Source organism: Geobacillus sp. BMUD (genome assembly GCF_013096845.1).
In the GTDB taxonomy this organism is placed as follows: Bacteria; Bacillota; Bacilli; order Bacillales; family Anoxybacillaceae; genus Geobacillus; species Geobacillus vulcani.
The window spans coordinates 1-16,158 of the sequence record NZ_SDLA01000010.1 but is presented as its reverse complement, the minus strand read 5'-3'; the positions used below and the strand labels follow the sequence as shown (position 1 = coordinate 16,158).

The 16,158-nt window shown below is 50.4% G+C and carries 11 protein-coding genes, 7 tRNA genes and 1 rRNA gene; 3 read left to right on the top strand and 16 right to left on the bottom strand.

The features are described 5' to 3' along the window. Position 1: 1 nt before the first annotated feature. From parE to ETC05_RS11785, 5 genes are all read right to left on the bottom strand, one after another. Entirely contained in the window at positions 2-1,939 is a 1,938-nt protein-coding gene (gene parE, locus ETC05_RS11805) for a DNA topoisomerase IV subunit B (protein ID WP_031409473.1), read from the bottom strand. A gap of 154 nt (positions 1,940-2,093) precedes the next feature. Beyond that, the gene (locus ETC05_RS11800) at positions 2,094-2,513 is read right to left on the bottom strand and encodes a CoA-binding protein (protein ID WP_171661056.1); all 420 of its coding nucleotides are present in this window, start codon (positions 2,511-2,513) and stop codon (positions 2,094-2,096) included. A gap of 252 nt (positions 2,514-2,765) precedes the next feature. Beyond that, a complete protein-coding gene (locus tag ETC05_RS11795; protein WP_171661055.1) occupies positions 2,766-3,356 on the bottom strand; it encodes a CBO0543 family protein in 591 nt (196 codons plus the stop codon). Between the two features lie 295 nt (positions 3,357-3,651). Then, positions 3,652-5,328, bottom strand: coding sequence for an ABC1 kinase family protein (locus ETC05_RS11790; protein ID WP_171661054.1), 1,677 nt, complete (start codon positions 5,326-5,328; stop codon positions 3,652-3,654). Positions 5,329-5,379: 51 nt separating this feature from the next. Next, a complete protein-coding gene (locus ETC05_RS11785) occupies positions 5,380-5,679 on the bottom strand; it encodes a phasin family protein (RefSeq protein WP_031409465.1) in 300 nt (99 codons plus the stop codon). A 180-nt stretch (positions 5,680-5,859) separates the two neighbouring features. Between ETC05_RS11785 and ETC05_RS11780 the strand changes: the two genes are divergently transcribed. Further along, positions 5,860-6,708 carry an MBL fold metallo-hydrolase gene (locus tag ETC05_RS11780; RefSeq protein WP_031409463.1) on the top strand — a complete coding sequence of 283 codons (849 nt, stop codon included), beginning with the start codon at positions 5,860-5,862 and terminating at the stop codon, positions 6,706-6,708. Between the two features lie 356 nt (positions 6,709-7,064). Here the strand turns inward: ETC05_RS11780 and ETC05_RS11775 are convergent. The 9 genes from ETC05_RS11775 to ETC05_RS17885 all read right to left on the bottom strand — a co-directional run bounded on the left by ETC05_RS11775 (position 7,065) and on the right by ETC05_RS17885 (position 8,546). Then, positions 7,065-7,138: transfer RNA gene (locus ETC05_RS11775), tRNA-Ile, on the bottom strand. Between the two features lie 19 nt (positions 7,139-7,157). Next, positions 7,158-7,239 (bottom strand) — tRNA-Tyr (locus tag ETC05_RS11770). Between the two features lie 10 nt (positions 7,240-7,249). After that, positions 7,250-7,322: transfer RNA gene (locus ETC05_RS11765), tRNA-Thr, on the bottom strand. 314 nt (positions 7,323-7,636) lie between these two features. Continuing rightward, positions 7,637-7,729: transfer RNA gene (locus tag ETC05_RS11760), tRNA-Ser, on the bottom strand. Between the two features lie 17 nt (positions 7,730-7,746). Next, positions 7,747-7,829, bottom strand: a tRNA-Leu gene (locus ETC05_RS11755). A 7-nt stretch (positions 7,830-7,836) separates the two neighbouring features. Then, a tRNA-Ala gene (locus ETC05_RS11750) sits at positions 7,837-7,908 on the bottom strand. Between the two features lie 4 nt (positions 7,909-7,912). Next, positions 7,913-7,987, bottom strand: a tRNA-Val gene (locus tag ETC05_RS11745). An 8-nt stretch (positions 7,988-7,995) separates the two neighbouring features. After that, positions 7,996-8,112, bottom strand: a 5S ribosomal RNA gene (rrf, locus tag ETC05_RS11740). Positions 8,113-8,456: 344 nt separating this feature from the next. After that, positions 8,457-8,546, bottom strand: coding sequence for a putative holin-like toxin (locus ETC05_RS17885; protein ID WP_223812045.1), 90 nt, complete (start codon positions 8,544-8,546; stop codon positions 8,457-8,459). A gap of 441 nt (positions 8,547-8,987) precedes the next feature. On the opposite strand from ETC05_RS17885, the gene ETC05_RS11735 reads away from it, so the two are divergent. Further along, positions 8,988-9,620, top strand: a complete 633-nt coding sequence (locus ETC05_RS11735; protein ID WP_031409459.1) for a DUF2238 domain-containing protein — start codon at positions 8,988-8,990, stop codon at positions 9,618-9,620. A 47-nt stretch (positions 9,621-9,667) separates the two neighbouring features. Here the strand turns inward: ETC05_RS11735 and ETC05_RS11730 are convergent, their stop codons facing one another. Beyond that, positions 9,668-11,344, bottom strand: coding sequence for a DUF6044 family protein (locus tag ETC05_RS11730; protein WP_483299798.1), 1,677 nt, complete (start codon positions 11,342-11,344; stop codon positions 9,668-9,670). Between the two features lie 234 nt (positions 11,345-11,578). Between ETC05_RS11730 and ETC05_RS11725 the strand changes: the two genes are divergently transcribed. Further along, positions 11,579-12,361, top strand: a complete 783-nt coding sequence (locus tag ETC05_RS11725; RefSeq protein WP_171661052.1) for a DeoR/GlpR family DNA-binding transcription regulator — start codon at positions 11,579-11,581, stop codon at positions 12,359-12,361. Between the two features lie 414 nt (positions 12,362-12,775). On the opposite strand, the gene ETC05_RS11720 is transcribed toward ETC05_RS11725, so the two are convergent. Beyond that, positions 12,776-15,697: an alpha-L-rhamnosidase gene (locus ETC05_RS11720; protein WP_171661051.1), complete on the bottom strand. Its 2,922-nt coding sequence runs from the start codon at positions 15,695-15,697 to the stop codon at positions 12,776-12,778. Between the last annotated feature and the right edge of the window lie 461 nt (positions 15,698-16,158).

The following is a 16,158-nucleotide window of genomic DNA, read 5'->3' as shown; positions in this document are numbered from 1 at the left end:
ATCAGCCGATCCACCCGGGCTCTTCCTCAAGCCCAAAGGCGACGTGCGTTTCGATCCATTTGCGGCGCGGCTCAACTTTGTCGCCCATGAGCGTCGTCACCCGCCGTTCGGCGCGGGCTGCGTCTTCAATGCGCACGCGGATCAACGTGCGCGTCTCCGGGTTCATCGTCGTTTCCCACAATTGATCAGCGTTCATTTCGCCAAGCCCTTTATAGCGCTGAATCGTATAGCCGCGGCCCATTTTTTGTGTGATCTCTTTCAGCTGCTCGTCCGTCCAGGCATATTCAACGATTTCGTTTTTGCCGCTTTTTTTGCTGATTTTGTAAAGCGGCGGCAAGGCGATGTACACCTTTCCCGCTTCAATGAGCGGACGCATGTAGCGGTAAAAAAACGTGAGCAGCAGCACTTGAATATGGGCGCCGTCGGTATCGGCATCAGTCATAATGATCACTTTGTCGTAGTTGACGTCTTCAAGCGAAAAATCAGCCCCGACGCCGCCGCCGATGGCGTGGATGATCGTATTGATTTCCTCGTTTTTCAAAATATCGCCCAATTTCGCCTTTTCCGTGTTGATGACTTTCCCGCGCAGCGGAAGCACCGCCTGAAAGCGGCGGTCGCGCCCTTGTTTCGCCGAACCGCCCGCCGAATCACCTTCGACTAAATACAGCTCATTTTTCTGCGGATTGCGCCCTTGCGCCGGCGTCAGCTTGCCGCTTAAAAGCGCCTCTTTCCCCTTCCGCTTTTTGCCGCTTCTCGCTTCCTCGCGCGCTTTGCGGGCCGCCTCACGCGCCTGATACGCCCGGATCGCTTTTTTCACGAGCATCGCGCTTACGTCGGGGTTTTCTTGCAAAAAGTACATGAGCTGCTCGGACACCACCGCATCGACAGCAGAGCGCGCTTCGCTCGTTCCGAGCTTGCCTTTCGTCTGCCCCTCAAACTGCAGCAACTGCTCGGGGATGCGCACGGAAACAATCGCTGATAATCCTTCGCGAATATCGGTTCCTTCCAAATTTTTATCTTTTTCCTTAAGCAAACCGACACGGCGGGCGTATTCGTTAAAGACGCGCGTCATCGCTGTTTTCGCCCCCGCCTCGTGCGTCCCGCCGTCTTTCGTGCGCACGTTGTTGACAAATGACAGCACGTTTTCCGAATAGCCGTCATGAAACTGGAACGCAAACTCCACCTCAATGCCGTTTTGCTCGCCAGCAAAATAAACGACCGGGTGCAACACATCTTTCTCCTCATTCAAATAGGCGACAAACGCTTCAATCCCGTTTTCGTAATGAAACACTTCGCGCATGCCGGTTCGTTCGTCAACGAGCTCTATTTTCAGCCCCTTTAACAAAAAGGCGGATTCGCGCAGCCGTTCGCTCAACGTTTCATAGTCAAACACCGTCGTGCTGAAAATCGTTGGATCCGGCTTGAACTGGATGATGGTCCCGGTTTTGTCTGTTGTTCCGATCTTCTCCAAGGTCGTGACGGGCTTGCCGCCGTTTTCAAATCGCTGCTGATAGATGAAGCCATCGCGGTGGATCGTAACCACCAGCCATTCGGACAAGGCGTTGACGACCGACGCCCCGACTCCGTGCAAGCCGCCGCTCGTCTTATACCCCCCTTGGCCAAACTTGCCGCCGGCATGAAGCACCGTCAAAATCACTTCCGGCGTCGGCTTGCCAAGCTTATGCATTCCGACGGGCATGCCGCGCCCCTCATCCAAAACCGTGATGCTGTTGTCTTTATGTATTTGCACAAAAATGTAGTTTCCGTATCCGGCCAACGCTTCATCGACCGAATTGTCAACAATTTCATAGACAAGATGATGCAAGCCGCGGCTGTCGGTGCTGCCGATGTACATCCCCGGCCGCTTCCTGACTGCCTCGAGCCCTTCCAACACTTGAATGGCATCTTCGTTATATTCGTATGTCGCTCGCTTTGCCACAAGTCCACCCCTTCCTACAAAAACAAGAACATCTGTTTCTATTGTACCATAAACTTCCCGACTGTCCATTGCCTTTTGACATCCCCCGACAAATTCGGACAAATGCGACAAAAAAACGAAAGGACCATCTTGAACAAGATGGCCGTTTCATGGATTAAGCACGTTTGGTGAGCGCATGTTCCACTTTAATGCAGCGGTCCATAATGACCGTGCAGCCTTTTTCTTTCAAAAAGCGATACGCCTCCTCATTGACGACGCCAAGCTGCGCCCAAAACACGTCCGCGTCGATTTGCACAAACTCGCGGGCCAGCTCGGGCAAATGTTCAGAGCGGCGGAACACATCGACGATGTCGACATGGCCTTCGATATCGGTTAGTTGATCAACCGCCGGAATGCCTTCCCACTCATCGATCATCGGATTGACCGGAATGATTTCGTATCCAGCGTCTTTCATCGCTTTCGCCACCATATACGACTCGCGCTCCGGATTGTTGGACAACCCAACGACAGCAATCCGTTTCGCCTTGCGCAAAATCTCGCCGATTTCCTCCCGGCTCGGGTTGACAATGGACATCCGGGTTCTCTCCTTCCTTTATTCTCCTTTTTGCTGTATTAGTTTCGCTCCAGCCAGATCAAAATCCTGCCCAGCCAATAGAAAAAGGAAAAAATCATCGATCTTTTTTGCACAGCGCCGACACACCCTAGGCCGGCCACAACAGACGCAAACTTGAACATCATATTCATCGCCTACGCATCGATCCGCTTTCTCGTCCGCATCCAGACATTCTGTTTGCTGGCTGTCCGAACATGGATGACCTACTGCCAGTTATTTTATGTTCCACCCGGCGTACACTCCAGCTAAAAAAACGGTAGTCATGGCAATCGCATGGACGATCATCCATCCCCACCGGCCGTAGCGGAAAGAGGAAGCCGCAAGCGGGGAGCGCGCTTTTCTGGGGACGATTTTTCCGCCCATCCACTCAAAGAAAAGCAAATACAGCCACCAGGCGGTGTATGAATCCCACACATCCCACTGTTCCTTATAATCAATCAGAGGGAGCGGCGATACAAGGGCAACCAACTCGAACAACATAATCAACTGCACCATCGCAAAGTAAAACGGCAACTTCCATGCCCAGCTTTCCGGACTGTACTTGACTCCAAACAAAACGAAAAACGGAATGACGGTTGCCATTTCAACGAGCGGAATCGGTGTATAAGGAACGAGCTTAACAGGGAAGGAGTAAAAGCCTGCATAGACAAACGCAAGGCAAAGAACGATGCCCGTCACCGCACTGAATGCATACAAAACCGCATATCTCCGTATATGCCGTTTGGCGAGCCAAAAACTTCCCGCTATACTCAACATGACCGCTGAGAGTTCCACCGTCCAAACAACAGGAAGAGAAACCATCATCATCGATCCTCCCCAACCCATTTCCCACTCCCTAAACGCTGTCTCAGACAGCACTGTTAGTATAATCCAAATTGTGGAATTTATTCCGGCGCCCTCACCGGCTTTCCACTCCATCAGACTGTCTAGCATGGCTTAACAAACGTGCTTCGTGCATGTATGGCGGTCAACTACTCCCACTTCACGAAAATTCGATGAAAAAAGGGGTCACTGCATTGCGTTTGGGACACCCTCGATGGATCGGACTGCACCAAACTTCCAATGATTTTCAAACAAAGAAATCATTGTGCAACAAACGCTAAAATTTTCCTGAACGAAAAATCGAGTAAAGCAGCCAACCGAATAGAAAAGCGGCCACGCCTAATCCGATTTCAACAGCAGGAATCTTCCACAGCAGCGTCGACGGCCGCCCGAGCGAGGAAGCGATCATCAGCCCGGCAAGGACGATGCTCAGCGAAAGAAGAACGATGCTAAACGACAGTCGGTTCGCCATCTGATCGAGCTTTCGCAACAGCGTTTCCAAATCAGGCGCCGTGATTTCCAGCCGAAGCTTGCCGTGCCGCATCATTTTCGTCCATTCCTTTACGCTGTCCGGCAAGCGAAGCAGCCATTCACCGTAGTCGAAAATCCGTTTCCACGCCGTTTCCGCTACACGGTCAGGCCGAAGCCGCTCTTTCATTAGCTTTCTCCCAAACGGTTCGGCCACATCCATGATGCGAAACTGCGGGTCCAGCATCTCCACGACCCCTTCGACCGTCAACAGCGCTTTCCCTAACAGCGTCAAGTCGCTTGGAATGCGAATGCCATGGCGAAACGCCACGGAAAGCAAATCCTCGACGGCTTCTCCGAGGCTGATGTCACTAAGCGGCACGCGATAATACTTTTCCCGCAGCTCATCGATATCATCGCGCAATGTTCCTTCATCCACCTCATCCGGAACAAGCCCCAGCCCATAAATCGCGTTCAACACCCCATCCGTGTTTTGCCGCATCAAGGCGATGATGAGTGAAGAAAGATGATGTTTGACATGAGGGCGAAGGCGGCCCATCAACCCAAAATCAATGAAGGAAAGCGTTCCATCGTGAAGAACGAATACGTTGCCGGGATGAGGGTCGCCATGAAAAAATCCATGCTCAAACATTTGTTGAAAGGTTGCCTCAGCCAAACGCTCGGCGATCGTTTTTAAGGAGTGGCCGTTCGCTTTCAACCGCTCGATCTCCCCGAGTTTGATCCCTTCGACATATTCCATTGTGAGCACTGTTTTCGTCGTATAATCCCAAAACACCCTCGGGACATACACCGACGAATCGCCGGCAAACTGCCGTGCAAACCGTTCCGCATGGCGCGCCTCGACTGTATAATCCAGCTCCTGCCGCAATGAGCGCACCAATTCATCGATGATCTCAGACAATTGGTAGGTTGCCGCCCAATCGAGACGGCGTTCCGCCAGCACGGCCAAATCTTGCAAAATTTCGAGATCCGTCTCCACCCGCGCGGCAATGTGCGGGCGCTGCACTTTCACCACCACGGCCTGTCCGGAAGGCAGAACCGCCCGGTGCACTTGTCCAAGCGAAGCGGCAGCGAGCGGCATTTCCTCAAATGAACGAAAGAGTGTTTCCAGCGAACTTCCAAACTCCGCTTCGACAATCCGGCGGACATCGGTAAACGGAAATGGCGGAACTTGGTCTTGCAGCTTTTCGAGCTCGCTGATGATCGGAGCGGGAATCAAATCCGGCCGTGTGCTGGCAATTTGCCCGAGTTTCACGAACGTCGGTCCGAGCTCCTCAAGCACAAGACGGAGCCGCTCCCCGACCGTTTTTCCTTCCTTTTTTCCTTGCTCCGCTCTCCATCGCGGCGGCAACGAAAGAAACGACGAAAAGCCGAGTTCATCGACGACCATCCCGAATCCGTGCCGAAGCAAGGCGACGGCGATTTCGTGATACCTTCCGATATGGCGCATCCGTTTTCCGATCATCCGGCCATCTCTCCCAAGGCGGCAAAAAACGAGCGGACAGGCCGCATCGGTTTACTGCCCGCTTTGTTCCTTTTCTTCAAGACGGCGGATTCGCTCCTCGAGCTGCCGCACGTCTTCTTTTGTCGCCAAGTCAAGTTTATCGATGACCTGCTTGATTTGCTCGCGCACAAGCCGCTGCACTTCCGTTTTCCGCGCCTCCGTCTGCTGTTTCCATTGATCGATCACTTCCTTCGATTCGTCAAGCGATAACTCCCCTTTTTTGACCAGCTCATCAATGATCTTTTCCGCTTGTTCTTTGCTAGCGATCGCAAGCCCAAGCCCGAACGCCAAACCTTTTTTCAAAATGCTCATTCCGTTTTCCTCCTTTCATCCTTTCCCTTATAGTACCATTATTTGGCGGGTCATGTCGAGCAAGCGGCTAAAGAGGAAAAAGCGGAAGGAGTTTTCCGTTCGAACCTAGCGCTGCATATCCCGCTGCTCGATAAGGAATCCTATCGATGGGCTATCCATTCGTGCAAGGAGGGAGTTTCCATGGCAGAGGAACAGCTGCACTACGGAGAAGACGATCATTTCATACCTGCGACGTCAGCAGCGAGCGGCCTCGGCGTCAGCGTGCTGCCTGACCTGTACTGTTATACGATTCAAATCGTGAACATTTGTCTTGTCGGCCGCCCGGGCGACCGTTCGTTCGTCTTGGTCGACGCCGGCATGCCGGGGGCGGCCGATGACATTGTTTCGGTCGTGGAAGACCGCTTCGGCAGCGGCAGCCGCCCGCAAGCCATTGTTTTAACCCACGGCCATTTTGACCACGTTGGGGCGATTGTTGAGCTTGTCAAGCATTGGAATGTCCCGGTGTATGCCCATCGGGCTGAACTTCCGTATTTAACCGGAGAGGCGAGCTATCCTGAACCGGACGCTTCCGTCGAAGGCGGCTTCATCGCCAAAATATCACCGTTTTTCCCAAATGAGCCGATTCAACTGGGCGATCGCGTTCATCCGCTGCCAGAGGACGGCACCGTTCCGCACTTGCCGGAATTTCGCTGGATCCACACCCCGGGGCACACGCCGGGCCACATTTCGTTATTCCGGCCGCGCGACGCCGCTTTAATCGCCGGCGACGCGTTCGTCACCGTCCGCCAAGATTCACTATATAAAGTGTTGACCCAACAAATCGAAATCAGCGGCCCGCCGCGCTACTACACCGTAGACTGGAATGCCGCCCGCGAGTCGGTGCGCAAATTGGCCGCCCTCTTTCCATCGGTCGCCGTCACCGGGCACGGCGCCCCGGTATCCGGGGACGAATTGCGTGTGGGGCTGACAACACTCGCCCGCGATTTCGACCGCGTCGCTGTTCCCGATTACGGAAAATACGTTCATTAGAAACGCACGGCTATGCCAAGAGCGCTTCCCCGCTTCAAACAAAAAAGAAGCGGGGAGGTTTTCCCTATTTCTCCCGCCAACAGACGGTCAAATCGCTTACAGAAAACAGCCGCAGAGAGATATTCCTCTCCCTCGAGCCATGAACCCCCCGCTGCCGCGCATGACTCACCGCAACCGTTCATGAGCAAGCCTGGCTCTCCTGGCATGAACATGACGATGCAAGGCGGCGCATTTTCACAGAAAGATTCATGGGCAACGCTTTCCCGTCCAACCAGGCATGAAAATCTCTACTCACGGACGCGGGATTTTCACGAAAAAAGACGGCAAGGAACACCTTTGCCGTCTTTCATATCGGATGGGCCTAAGTGGACTTGAACCACCGACCTCACGCTTATCAGGCGTGCGCTCTGACCAGCTGAGCTATAGGCCCGTTTATGGGAAATAAACAATGGAGGGGGACGGATTCGAACCGCCGAACCCAAAGGGAGCGGATTTACAGTCCGCCGCGTTTAGCCACTTCGCTACCCCTCCATAATGACGATGCCGACTGCAGGACTTGAACCCGCAACCTACTGATTACGATTCAGTTGCTCTACCAATTGAGCTAAGTCGGCATAATACGGATCAAAAACCTGACTCGTTGTTAAGCTTTGTGCCTCTTCCTCTACTCGCTTATTCATGGAAGACGAGTGCGTCGAGGCAACTCGCAGTTGATTCGAAGAAGCCGATGCTCGTCTCTACCAATTGAGCTAAGTCGGCATAATACGGATCAAAAACCTGACTCGTTGTTAAGCTTTGTGCCTCTTCCTCTACTCGCTTATTCATGGAAGACGAGTGCGTCGAGGCAACTCGCAGTTGACTCGATGAAGCGGATGCTCGTCTCTACCAATTGAGCGAAGTCGGCATAATATCAAACTCCGACTTTATATGGCGGAGGAGGAGGGATTCGAACCCCCGCGGGCTGTGACACCCCTATCGGTTTTCGAAACCGACCCCTTCAGCCAGACTTGGGTACTCCTCCGTAACTGTTTGGAGCGATGCGGTCGAGAGGACTTGAACCTCCACGGGGTCGCCCCCACTAGGCCCTCAACCTAGCGCGTCTGCCATTCCGCCACGACCGCATGGAAATGGAGCGTAGGGGATTTGAACCCCTGACCTCTTCGCTGCCAGCGAAGCGTTCTCCCCCTGAACTAACGCCCCATGATGGTGGAGTATACTGGGATCGAACCAGTGACCCCCACGCTGTCAACGTGGTGCTCTCCCGCTGAGCTAATACTCCACGGCATTGCCTAGCAGCGACCTACTCTTGCAGGGGCGCTGGCCCCAACTACCATCGGCGCTGGAGGGCTTAACTTCCGTGTTCGGGATGGGAACGGGTGTTTCCCCTCCGCTATCACCACTAGGCAATAGCGACGATATTTATTATAAACCAATCAAAATATTTGTCAAGTTTTTTTGTTGCTCATTTTTTCCTTTCATGCTTTGAGCATCAGAACGACAATATGAAATTTACTATAAAAAACCGAAAGAGTCAACACCATTTTTCCTCTTTTCGATATTCGCCGTCTCTTTTTGGAAAGTTCTTGTCATCGCCTTCGTTGTGCGCGTATAATAAAAGAAACGGAAACGTACAATAAAGCAGGGCACTGGCGGCCACCAATGCCCTGCATGCACAGCCGCTGCAAGAAGCGCAGTGGCCCAAGCCTCGGGCATCGTAACCTACCCTCGCCTCGGCCTAGCAGGGTGGGTTACTTTTTGTCTTTTGCGACGGCGATCACCGCAACGACGAGCGACGCAAACGCAATCATGAGCGTCAGCGCATCGGCAATCGTCACCATCAGCACCACCCCCTTTCATTCAGGGAGTGGCCACTGCCCACCCTGCATCTGGCTGTGCATGTTTCATTATACCATCAAATCCGGAAAATGCGAATATACATTCGCATCCTCAATGAAAATTAGGAATGTTTCCCTACCTGAACCTCCTGTCTTACCTCGCTGGCCTCTTCTCCCCTTCTTTCTAGTTCTGATAACCCTTAAAACTCCGCTGTTTTCATCAGGCGCTCGAAAAGGTCGGTGAAAACCAACTGTTTCCCTTGATCGATGAGCGAACGTGTGAAAAACAGAACGGATGCTGCAAGGTTTTTCTATTTGAGAAATAGTGCTATGAAGCGGTGTTCTCCCTTCAATCACCGACTCTCGAAAAATGATTTGTATAAAATCCGCGTTTTTTCGAATAATGACCATAGATGAATCTCGCTGTTCCAAGGAGGAAAACAAGTGGAGCAGGCAAGGCAGACCCGCGTGCATGGATTGTTATTGCTGATTGTAGCCGCCGTGTTCGTCTGGTCGGCCATTCGTCCGGCCAGCTATGCGGTGTGGGCCCTTGAGGTCGCCCCAGCGCTGATTGGGCTTGCGATTGTGATCGCTCTATACCGGCGTTTTCCGCTGACAACGATGTCATATGTCATCATCGCCATGCTGGCGATCCTCATGTTGATCGGCGGCCATTACATTTACTCCAAAGTTCCCTTTTTCAACTGGATCAAAGAGGCGTTCCATTTCGAACGCAACCATTACGATCGGTTTGGCCATTTCCTCAAAGGGACGTTCGCCATCGTCCTAAGGGAGATCGTGCTGCGGAAAACCCCGCTGCCGCGCGGACCTTGGCTTTTCACGATCGTCACAAGCATGTCGCTCGCCATCGCCTCCCTGTATGAAATCATCGAATGGCTCGTCTCCCTCATCTCCAAAGGAGGAAAGGCATCAAAAGACTTTTTGGGCACGCAAGGCGATATTTGGGACACGCAATGGGATATGCTATGTACATTGGGCGGGACGCTGATGGCTCTATGGCTGCTCTCAAAGTGGCACGACCGGCAGCTTGCGCGGTTGGATCAGTCCCGCAGCTAGGCTCGTCATCTAGCGGCTTCCACTGCCAATGAGGAAGCCGCTGTTTTTTATTGCACTTTATACAAATAAATCGTCCATGCCGATTCATCGGAGGTGAATACGCGCTCAAGCGCCAGCCCGTTCTCAGCGGCGTTGTCGATCGGAACGGCCGAAAAAATATAGCGGCCGCCCATGTTTTTCAACTGTTCCGTATTCAGCTGCAAATTCTTCAGCCGCTGTTTCGCGTGTTTCGTGAACATGTACCGTTTTCCAAGTTCCGCCGTAAAGACGTAGCAGCGCCCGCCCCATTCGTCAAAATACGTGCGGATCGTTTTGCTTTTCGCCAGTTCACGTTCAATGATTTGGCGGAACTCGTATTTGTAGGACAATGGGTAAAAGTTGTTGTACGTATCAAGCGTGTAAAACCCGTTGTATTGGGCGATGGCCGGATGAAGGCCGATGCTGACGACGCGGTACTCGGATACGGGAAGCCCGATGTATTGTTTGATTTCTTGGAACTGTTTTTCCGCATAAAATTGTTTCACCGTCGGTTCATAACGGAAGACGAGTTCCTCGTTAAGCAAAAACACGAGGATGATTTGCGCTGCCAGCAACCGTTTCGCCCACATTTTCCCCTTTTCGCTCGATTGCCAGATGATTTTCAACGCCAGCGCAAACTGCACATATATGATGAGCGGACGCAAAAAATGGAAGCGGGCGAAGTTAAACGTATCTAAAAAATGAAACCGCTCGGTCAATGGCAGCCACCCTTTATAAAACCAAAAGGCGTACCAGGCCGACAGCGCGAAATTCAGCCCAAACAAGAAAAGAAACACTCGTTCCTCTTTCCATCGTTGGTTAGCGAAAATGAGGAACAACGCGATGAACCAGGCCGGTAAAATAAACAACGTATGCTCGGTCATGACATGATGATGGCCGAGAAGAAAGTTTTTCCACGTTAAACGGACACAATGCCAAAACGTCAGGCGCGCGTGAAAGTACTCATCCCGGCTCGTCGGCTCGTCTTCCCATAAAAACGAGTACACAAGCCGGTACTCAACCAGCAAATAAAGCAGCGTCATATACGCGATGGAAAGGAAAAAACGGATGTTCCATCCCTTTCCGCGCAGCACATCCAAAAGCCAAAGCGCACCCATAGCGGAAAGAAAGAAAAAGAAACCGAGCACAAAACTCGAATAAAACGGAAGAAGCGTCAGCACGGCGACATTTTTCCACGACCGCTCTCCCTTCCGGATGTTCAAAAACGCCCAAAGCGCAAGCGGCATGCCTAACGTGCTTAACATCCCTGATGGCCAAAACAGCGTCAGCGCAAAGGCGAGCGCCACACCGATGCGAACAGCCATCCACCGCCGCTCAGGCAGGAAATGAGTTTTCAACAACAAATACATGCCTAAAAACGCCACCACTCTTATGATCGTCTGGCTGAGCGCATAGGCGGTCATCGTGGGAAACAGAGCGTGCAGCCAGACGATGCCGGTCAACTCCGAGCCAAGGGCGTTTCTTGACAGCTGGCCGTTAGCGATTTGCGGAATGTTCGCATCAAGCGGCCCGGTGATTTGCCCGCTTTCGGCGAGCACTTTATACCAGGCGATGTTGGAATCCAAATTATCGTGGACGCGAATGTGCGCATTCTCGCCAAGGATAAACAGTGGGGACACATAAAGGGCGATGACACCAAGCGCGAAAAGGATCCATCGCTGTTCGCTTTGTGCGGCCATCGGCATCACGCTCCTATCTCTGCAATTTTCCATTATGATGGTCCTATTGGATACGGTGCGCAATGGGGAAGGAAATGATTCCTGCAACCAGCTGAATGGGAGTAATACTTTCTTAGTCTCCGCTTCATTTGTTAATTTGCAACGGAAAGTCAGTCCATGACATACATCAAAAATATGTTATGATATAGATATAAACGGAAACAAACAGTCAAAAAACAACAATCGAGAAAGGAGTTCCTCATGTTAGCAGCAGAACGGCAGCAAAAAATTGTTGAGATCGTCAATGAACGGTTAAGCGTCCGCGTTTCTGAACTAAGCAAACTGTTTTCCGTTACTGAGGAAACCATCCGGCGCGACCTTGAAAAATTAGAAAAGGAAAACAAATTAAAACGAAGCCATGGGGGCGCCATCAGCATTCGCAATGAATCGGAAATCGACTTTTCCGAACGCGAGATCACGAACACAACAGAAAAAAAAGCGATCGCCCAAGAAGCAGTCAAATTCATCAACAGCGGCGACCGCATCATTTTAGATGCCAGCACGACTGCCTGGTATTTAGCTAAAGCACTGCCTGATATCCCTTTGACTGTCTTGACCAATTCGATTAAAGTCGCTATTGAGTTAAGCAAAAAAGAAAAAATTCAAGTCATTTCAACAGGCGGTATGTTATCATCGCGCTCACTCTCCTATGTAGGACCGTTGGCAGAGCGATCTTTGGAATCGTATCATGTCGACAAAGCGTTTTTGTCATGCAAAGGGATTCATTTGGAAAGCGGGTTAAGTGAATCGAACGAATGGCAGGCGTTGTTGAAGAAAAAAATGATGTCGATCGCCGATCAAGTTATCTTAATGGCTGATTCGAGCAAGTTCGGGGTGCGTACGTTTGTTCATATGACCGATCTTGACAGTGTCAATCACCTCATTACAGACGATCAAATCGATCATGAATCGATGCATAAATTGCAGGAACGAAAAATTGCGCTGACGATCGCGCAAACAGAGCGGAACATCGACCAACTTTAGTCGAGGCCAACAGGTATGTAGGAAAGGCGGAAAGATAAGAAGGAGTGCTGCTTTGCTTCAGCAGACGACAATCTCAAACAATCTTAAAAACAATCTTAAGAATAAAAGCAGGCGGTGCAAACACGCACGCCTGCTTTGAATGAAAGATGAATTTTCTCCTACTCGAGTTTTGGTATCCTTAGCGTATAAAAAGTGGACAGGCAGAAAATCCCCTAGAAGGCTGGTGAAAAACGGCTGATTCCCTTAATCAATGGGAGAATGAGTGAAAAACAGGACCGATGCAACAAGGTTTTTCTAATTGAGAAATAACATCGTAAAGCCGTATCCACGATTAAATCACCAGCCTCCTAGAGGCAAATAGAGATCGTTGTGCGATCTTGGCTTTATGTCAAGCCATGTCTTCCTTGTTCGTTATTATTCTATCGTTGTCAGTTGTTGTAAATGAAGTTGGTTCAATTGTTCAATCACTGTTTTCAATCGATTAGATGGCAAGGACACAACATTCGCAATTTGCCGCAATGTCAACGTTCTTAAATGCCCAAACATTGATACATTGATCACTTCCGGAGCGTATGTTTCCAACACTTTTACAACTTCTTCATAGGAAAGAAGATCATCGAGTCTTGCATGTTCGGAAAATGTGAGCGTAAATCCCCGCTTGTTTGGGTAAATAAAACTGTATTCCCCAGACCCAGCAATCAGTTCCACTCCGTATTCCGTCTCCGTGATCGAATGGATGCCATCGATTTTATCTAGGGTTTGCCCGTGTTCCCTCACTTCGCTCGCGCTCGCTTCAGGCAAAATGATTTTCGCCGTCGTATTGGCTGGAATGCGCACATAGACTCGAATATGGTTCTCCTGCAATACCCAAGATGATTCAATCCATCCGTACATGGATTTGTACGTCGCTTTCGCATGTGTTAAGCTCGAGCCGCTCCAGCGCGGATGAATGCGGATGCATCGATAAGCCGGGGCGGACTTATCAACATCCAGTCCAGCGACAACGCGGTACAGCCAATCGCCAATGGCTCCGTATGCGTAATGGTTGAAGGAATTCATATCATCGCTCCAAAATGAACCGTCCGGCTTGATGCTATCCCAATGCTCCCAAATCGTTGTGGCCCCTTTTTTCACACTGTACAACCATGATGGGTACGTGTCTTGCAACAGCAATCTTACTGCGGTGTCATGATAGCCGTTTTCAGACAGAACGAAACATAAATAAGGGGTACCGACAAAACCGGTTGTTAGATGGTAGTCATTTTCAATCACCATCTCATTCAATTCGCGTGCGATTCGCTGTTTCGTTTCCCCTTCTACCAAATCAAACATGAGCGCCAATACATGCGCCGTCTGCGTCGGAGAAGCAAGCCGTCCCGATGGGGTGACGAATTCCTGGCGGAACGCCGTAATAATACGGTCGAGCAACTCCGTATAATCCCGGACATCTTCTGCTTTGTTTAATACGACAGCCGCATCGCGGACAAGGCGGGTCGAGTAAGCATAAAAGGCTGTCGCAATCAAATCGGTAGGCGTAGCACCTACATAGCTGTTTTCCTTGGCATCAAGCGCCAGCCAATCACCGAAATGAAAGCCAGTATTCCAGAGATGCTCGTTTTCTCCCTGGCGGCGTATATATTCGACCCATGCTTTCATGCTGTCGTATTGCTCGGCCAGCAATCGTTTGTCTCCATAAACGAGATACACTGTCCATGGACAAATAACTGCGGCATCTCCCCATGCGGCTGAAGATGACGCCCCTTCTGCTCCCAGTATATTCGGGATGACAAATGGAACACCGCCGTCCGGCAATTGGTCTGCTTTTAAATCGCGCAACCATTTTGTAAAAAACGGCGCCCCTTGATAGTTAAACAGAGCAGTGCGAATGAATACTTGAGCATCGCCCGTCCATCCAAGCCGTTCATCTCGTTGAGGACAATCAGTCGGCACATCGACAAAGTTGCCACGCTGCCCCCAACGAATGTTTTGTTGAAGCTTGTTGACAAGCGGATGAGAACATTCAAATTGCCCAGTCGGTTCCATATCGGAGTGAATGACTTCACCAACAAAGTGATCCAACGGCAACCCATTTTCTTGCCCCGGGTATCCTTCGACTTTGACATAGCGAAATCCTTGGAATGTAAAATGAGGGGCATACACTTCGTTCCCTTCTCCTTTTGCAATGTAGGTAACCATTTGCTTTGCCTTGCGCAAATTTCCTGTATAAAAATTCCCCTCTTTATCCAACACTTCAGCGTGTTGGAGCGTAATCGTCGTGCCTCGCGGCGCATTGACCGTCATCCGGATGCGACCGACCATATTTTGCCCCATATCGAGCACCATGTCCCCAGCTGGCGTCACAAATGAAGCGATAGGTCGGATCGTTTCCGTAACACGTGTCGGCCAGTTTTCTTGCGCCACTAAATGGGTTAGCGCCAAATTATAAGTCACAGTTTGTTTCCAGTCTGCATCATCAAAATCCCCTTCACTCCACCCTGGCTGCTCAAGGCGGGCATCATACACTTCCCCATGGTAAATTTCCGAGTATAAAATCGGTCCTGTCGCCGCTTTCCACGTCGTATCGCTGACAATGATGTCTTCGGTTCCATCGTCATAAGAAATATGAAGTTGTATGAGGGCGGCCCGGCGATCACCATAAATGTGGCGCTTTCCTTCCCATCCTAACGTTCCCTTATACCAGCCATCGGCCAGCATAACGCCAATACCATTAGCTCCTTCACGCAGTTGATCCGTGACATCGTACGTTTGATATTGGAGACGTTTATTGTAACTCGTCCAACCCGGCGTGAGCACATCTTCCCCGACTCGTTGTCCATTGATATACAGTTCATACAACCCAATGCCTGTCACATACACGCGCCCTACAGCGATTCGTTTTTTCAGCTCAAACCGTTTCCGCAGCAAAAAAGCAGGCTCCGCGAGCGGATCAATTTCATTTGGATCGGGAGTAATCCACTTCGCTTTCCATTCTGTTGAATCAAGAAAAGCTGTTTCCCACCAAGCAGGTTCACTCCAATCCGACTCGCGTCCAAAGTTGTCCCACACTTTCACTTGATAGAAATATCGTGTTCGGGATCGAAGTCTTGGTCCAGCATATTCGACATGAATTGACTGATCTGATTCGACTCGTCCGGTATCCCAGACCATTATTTTTTTCCTCTGTTCTTCCGTCCAGACTTGAATTTGATATGCTTGTTGCACAGTTCCACGCCGATCGGATTCGATCACCCAGCTAAGGCGCGGGCGCAGAACATCAATTCCTAGAGGATTGGTTTTATATTCACATTTTGTATCACAGACTTTCAAAAAATTCATGTAGTTTCCCCTTTCTGCTTTTTGTATGGCGTCGGATTTCGTTTAACCGACTTAATTTTTGTTACGGCATCAGGTACTCGCTTTATCGGAAATCAATGCTTTTTCTCCGTTCTTTGGATATCTGTTAATGCCGCACAATTACCATCATTTTCAACCTCCCCACTCAGTTGAATCCTTTTTCGAGCCGTTTCTTCAAGTTTTGATGATCCAATGCTGCTATAGACCCTGCTTGTTCCGAATAGACAGTATGAATTTATATAACCTAGCAAGCTGATCGCAATGCCGCTAATGTCATGTAGCCTCCTATACCTCTCAATGACATTGAGCATGTCTGTGTAAATTAGCACATTATTTCAGAATCCCTTTTTCAAATTATTTCGGACGGATTCGGAAATAATGTGCAAAATCTTTGCGAATTATTCCAGGTTTTGCAGATTATTTCCGAACATTTGCACATTATT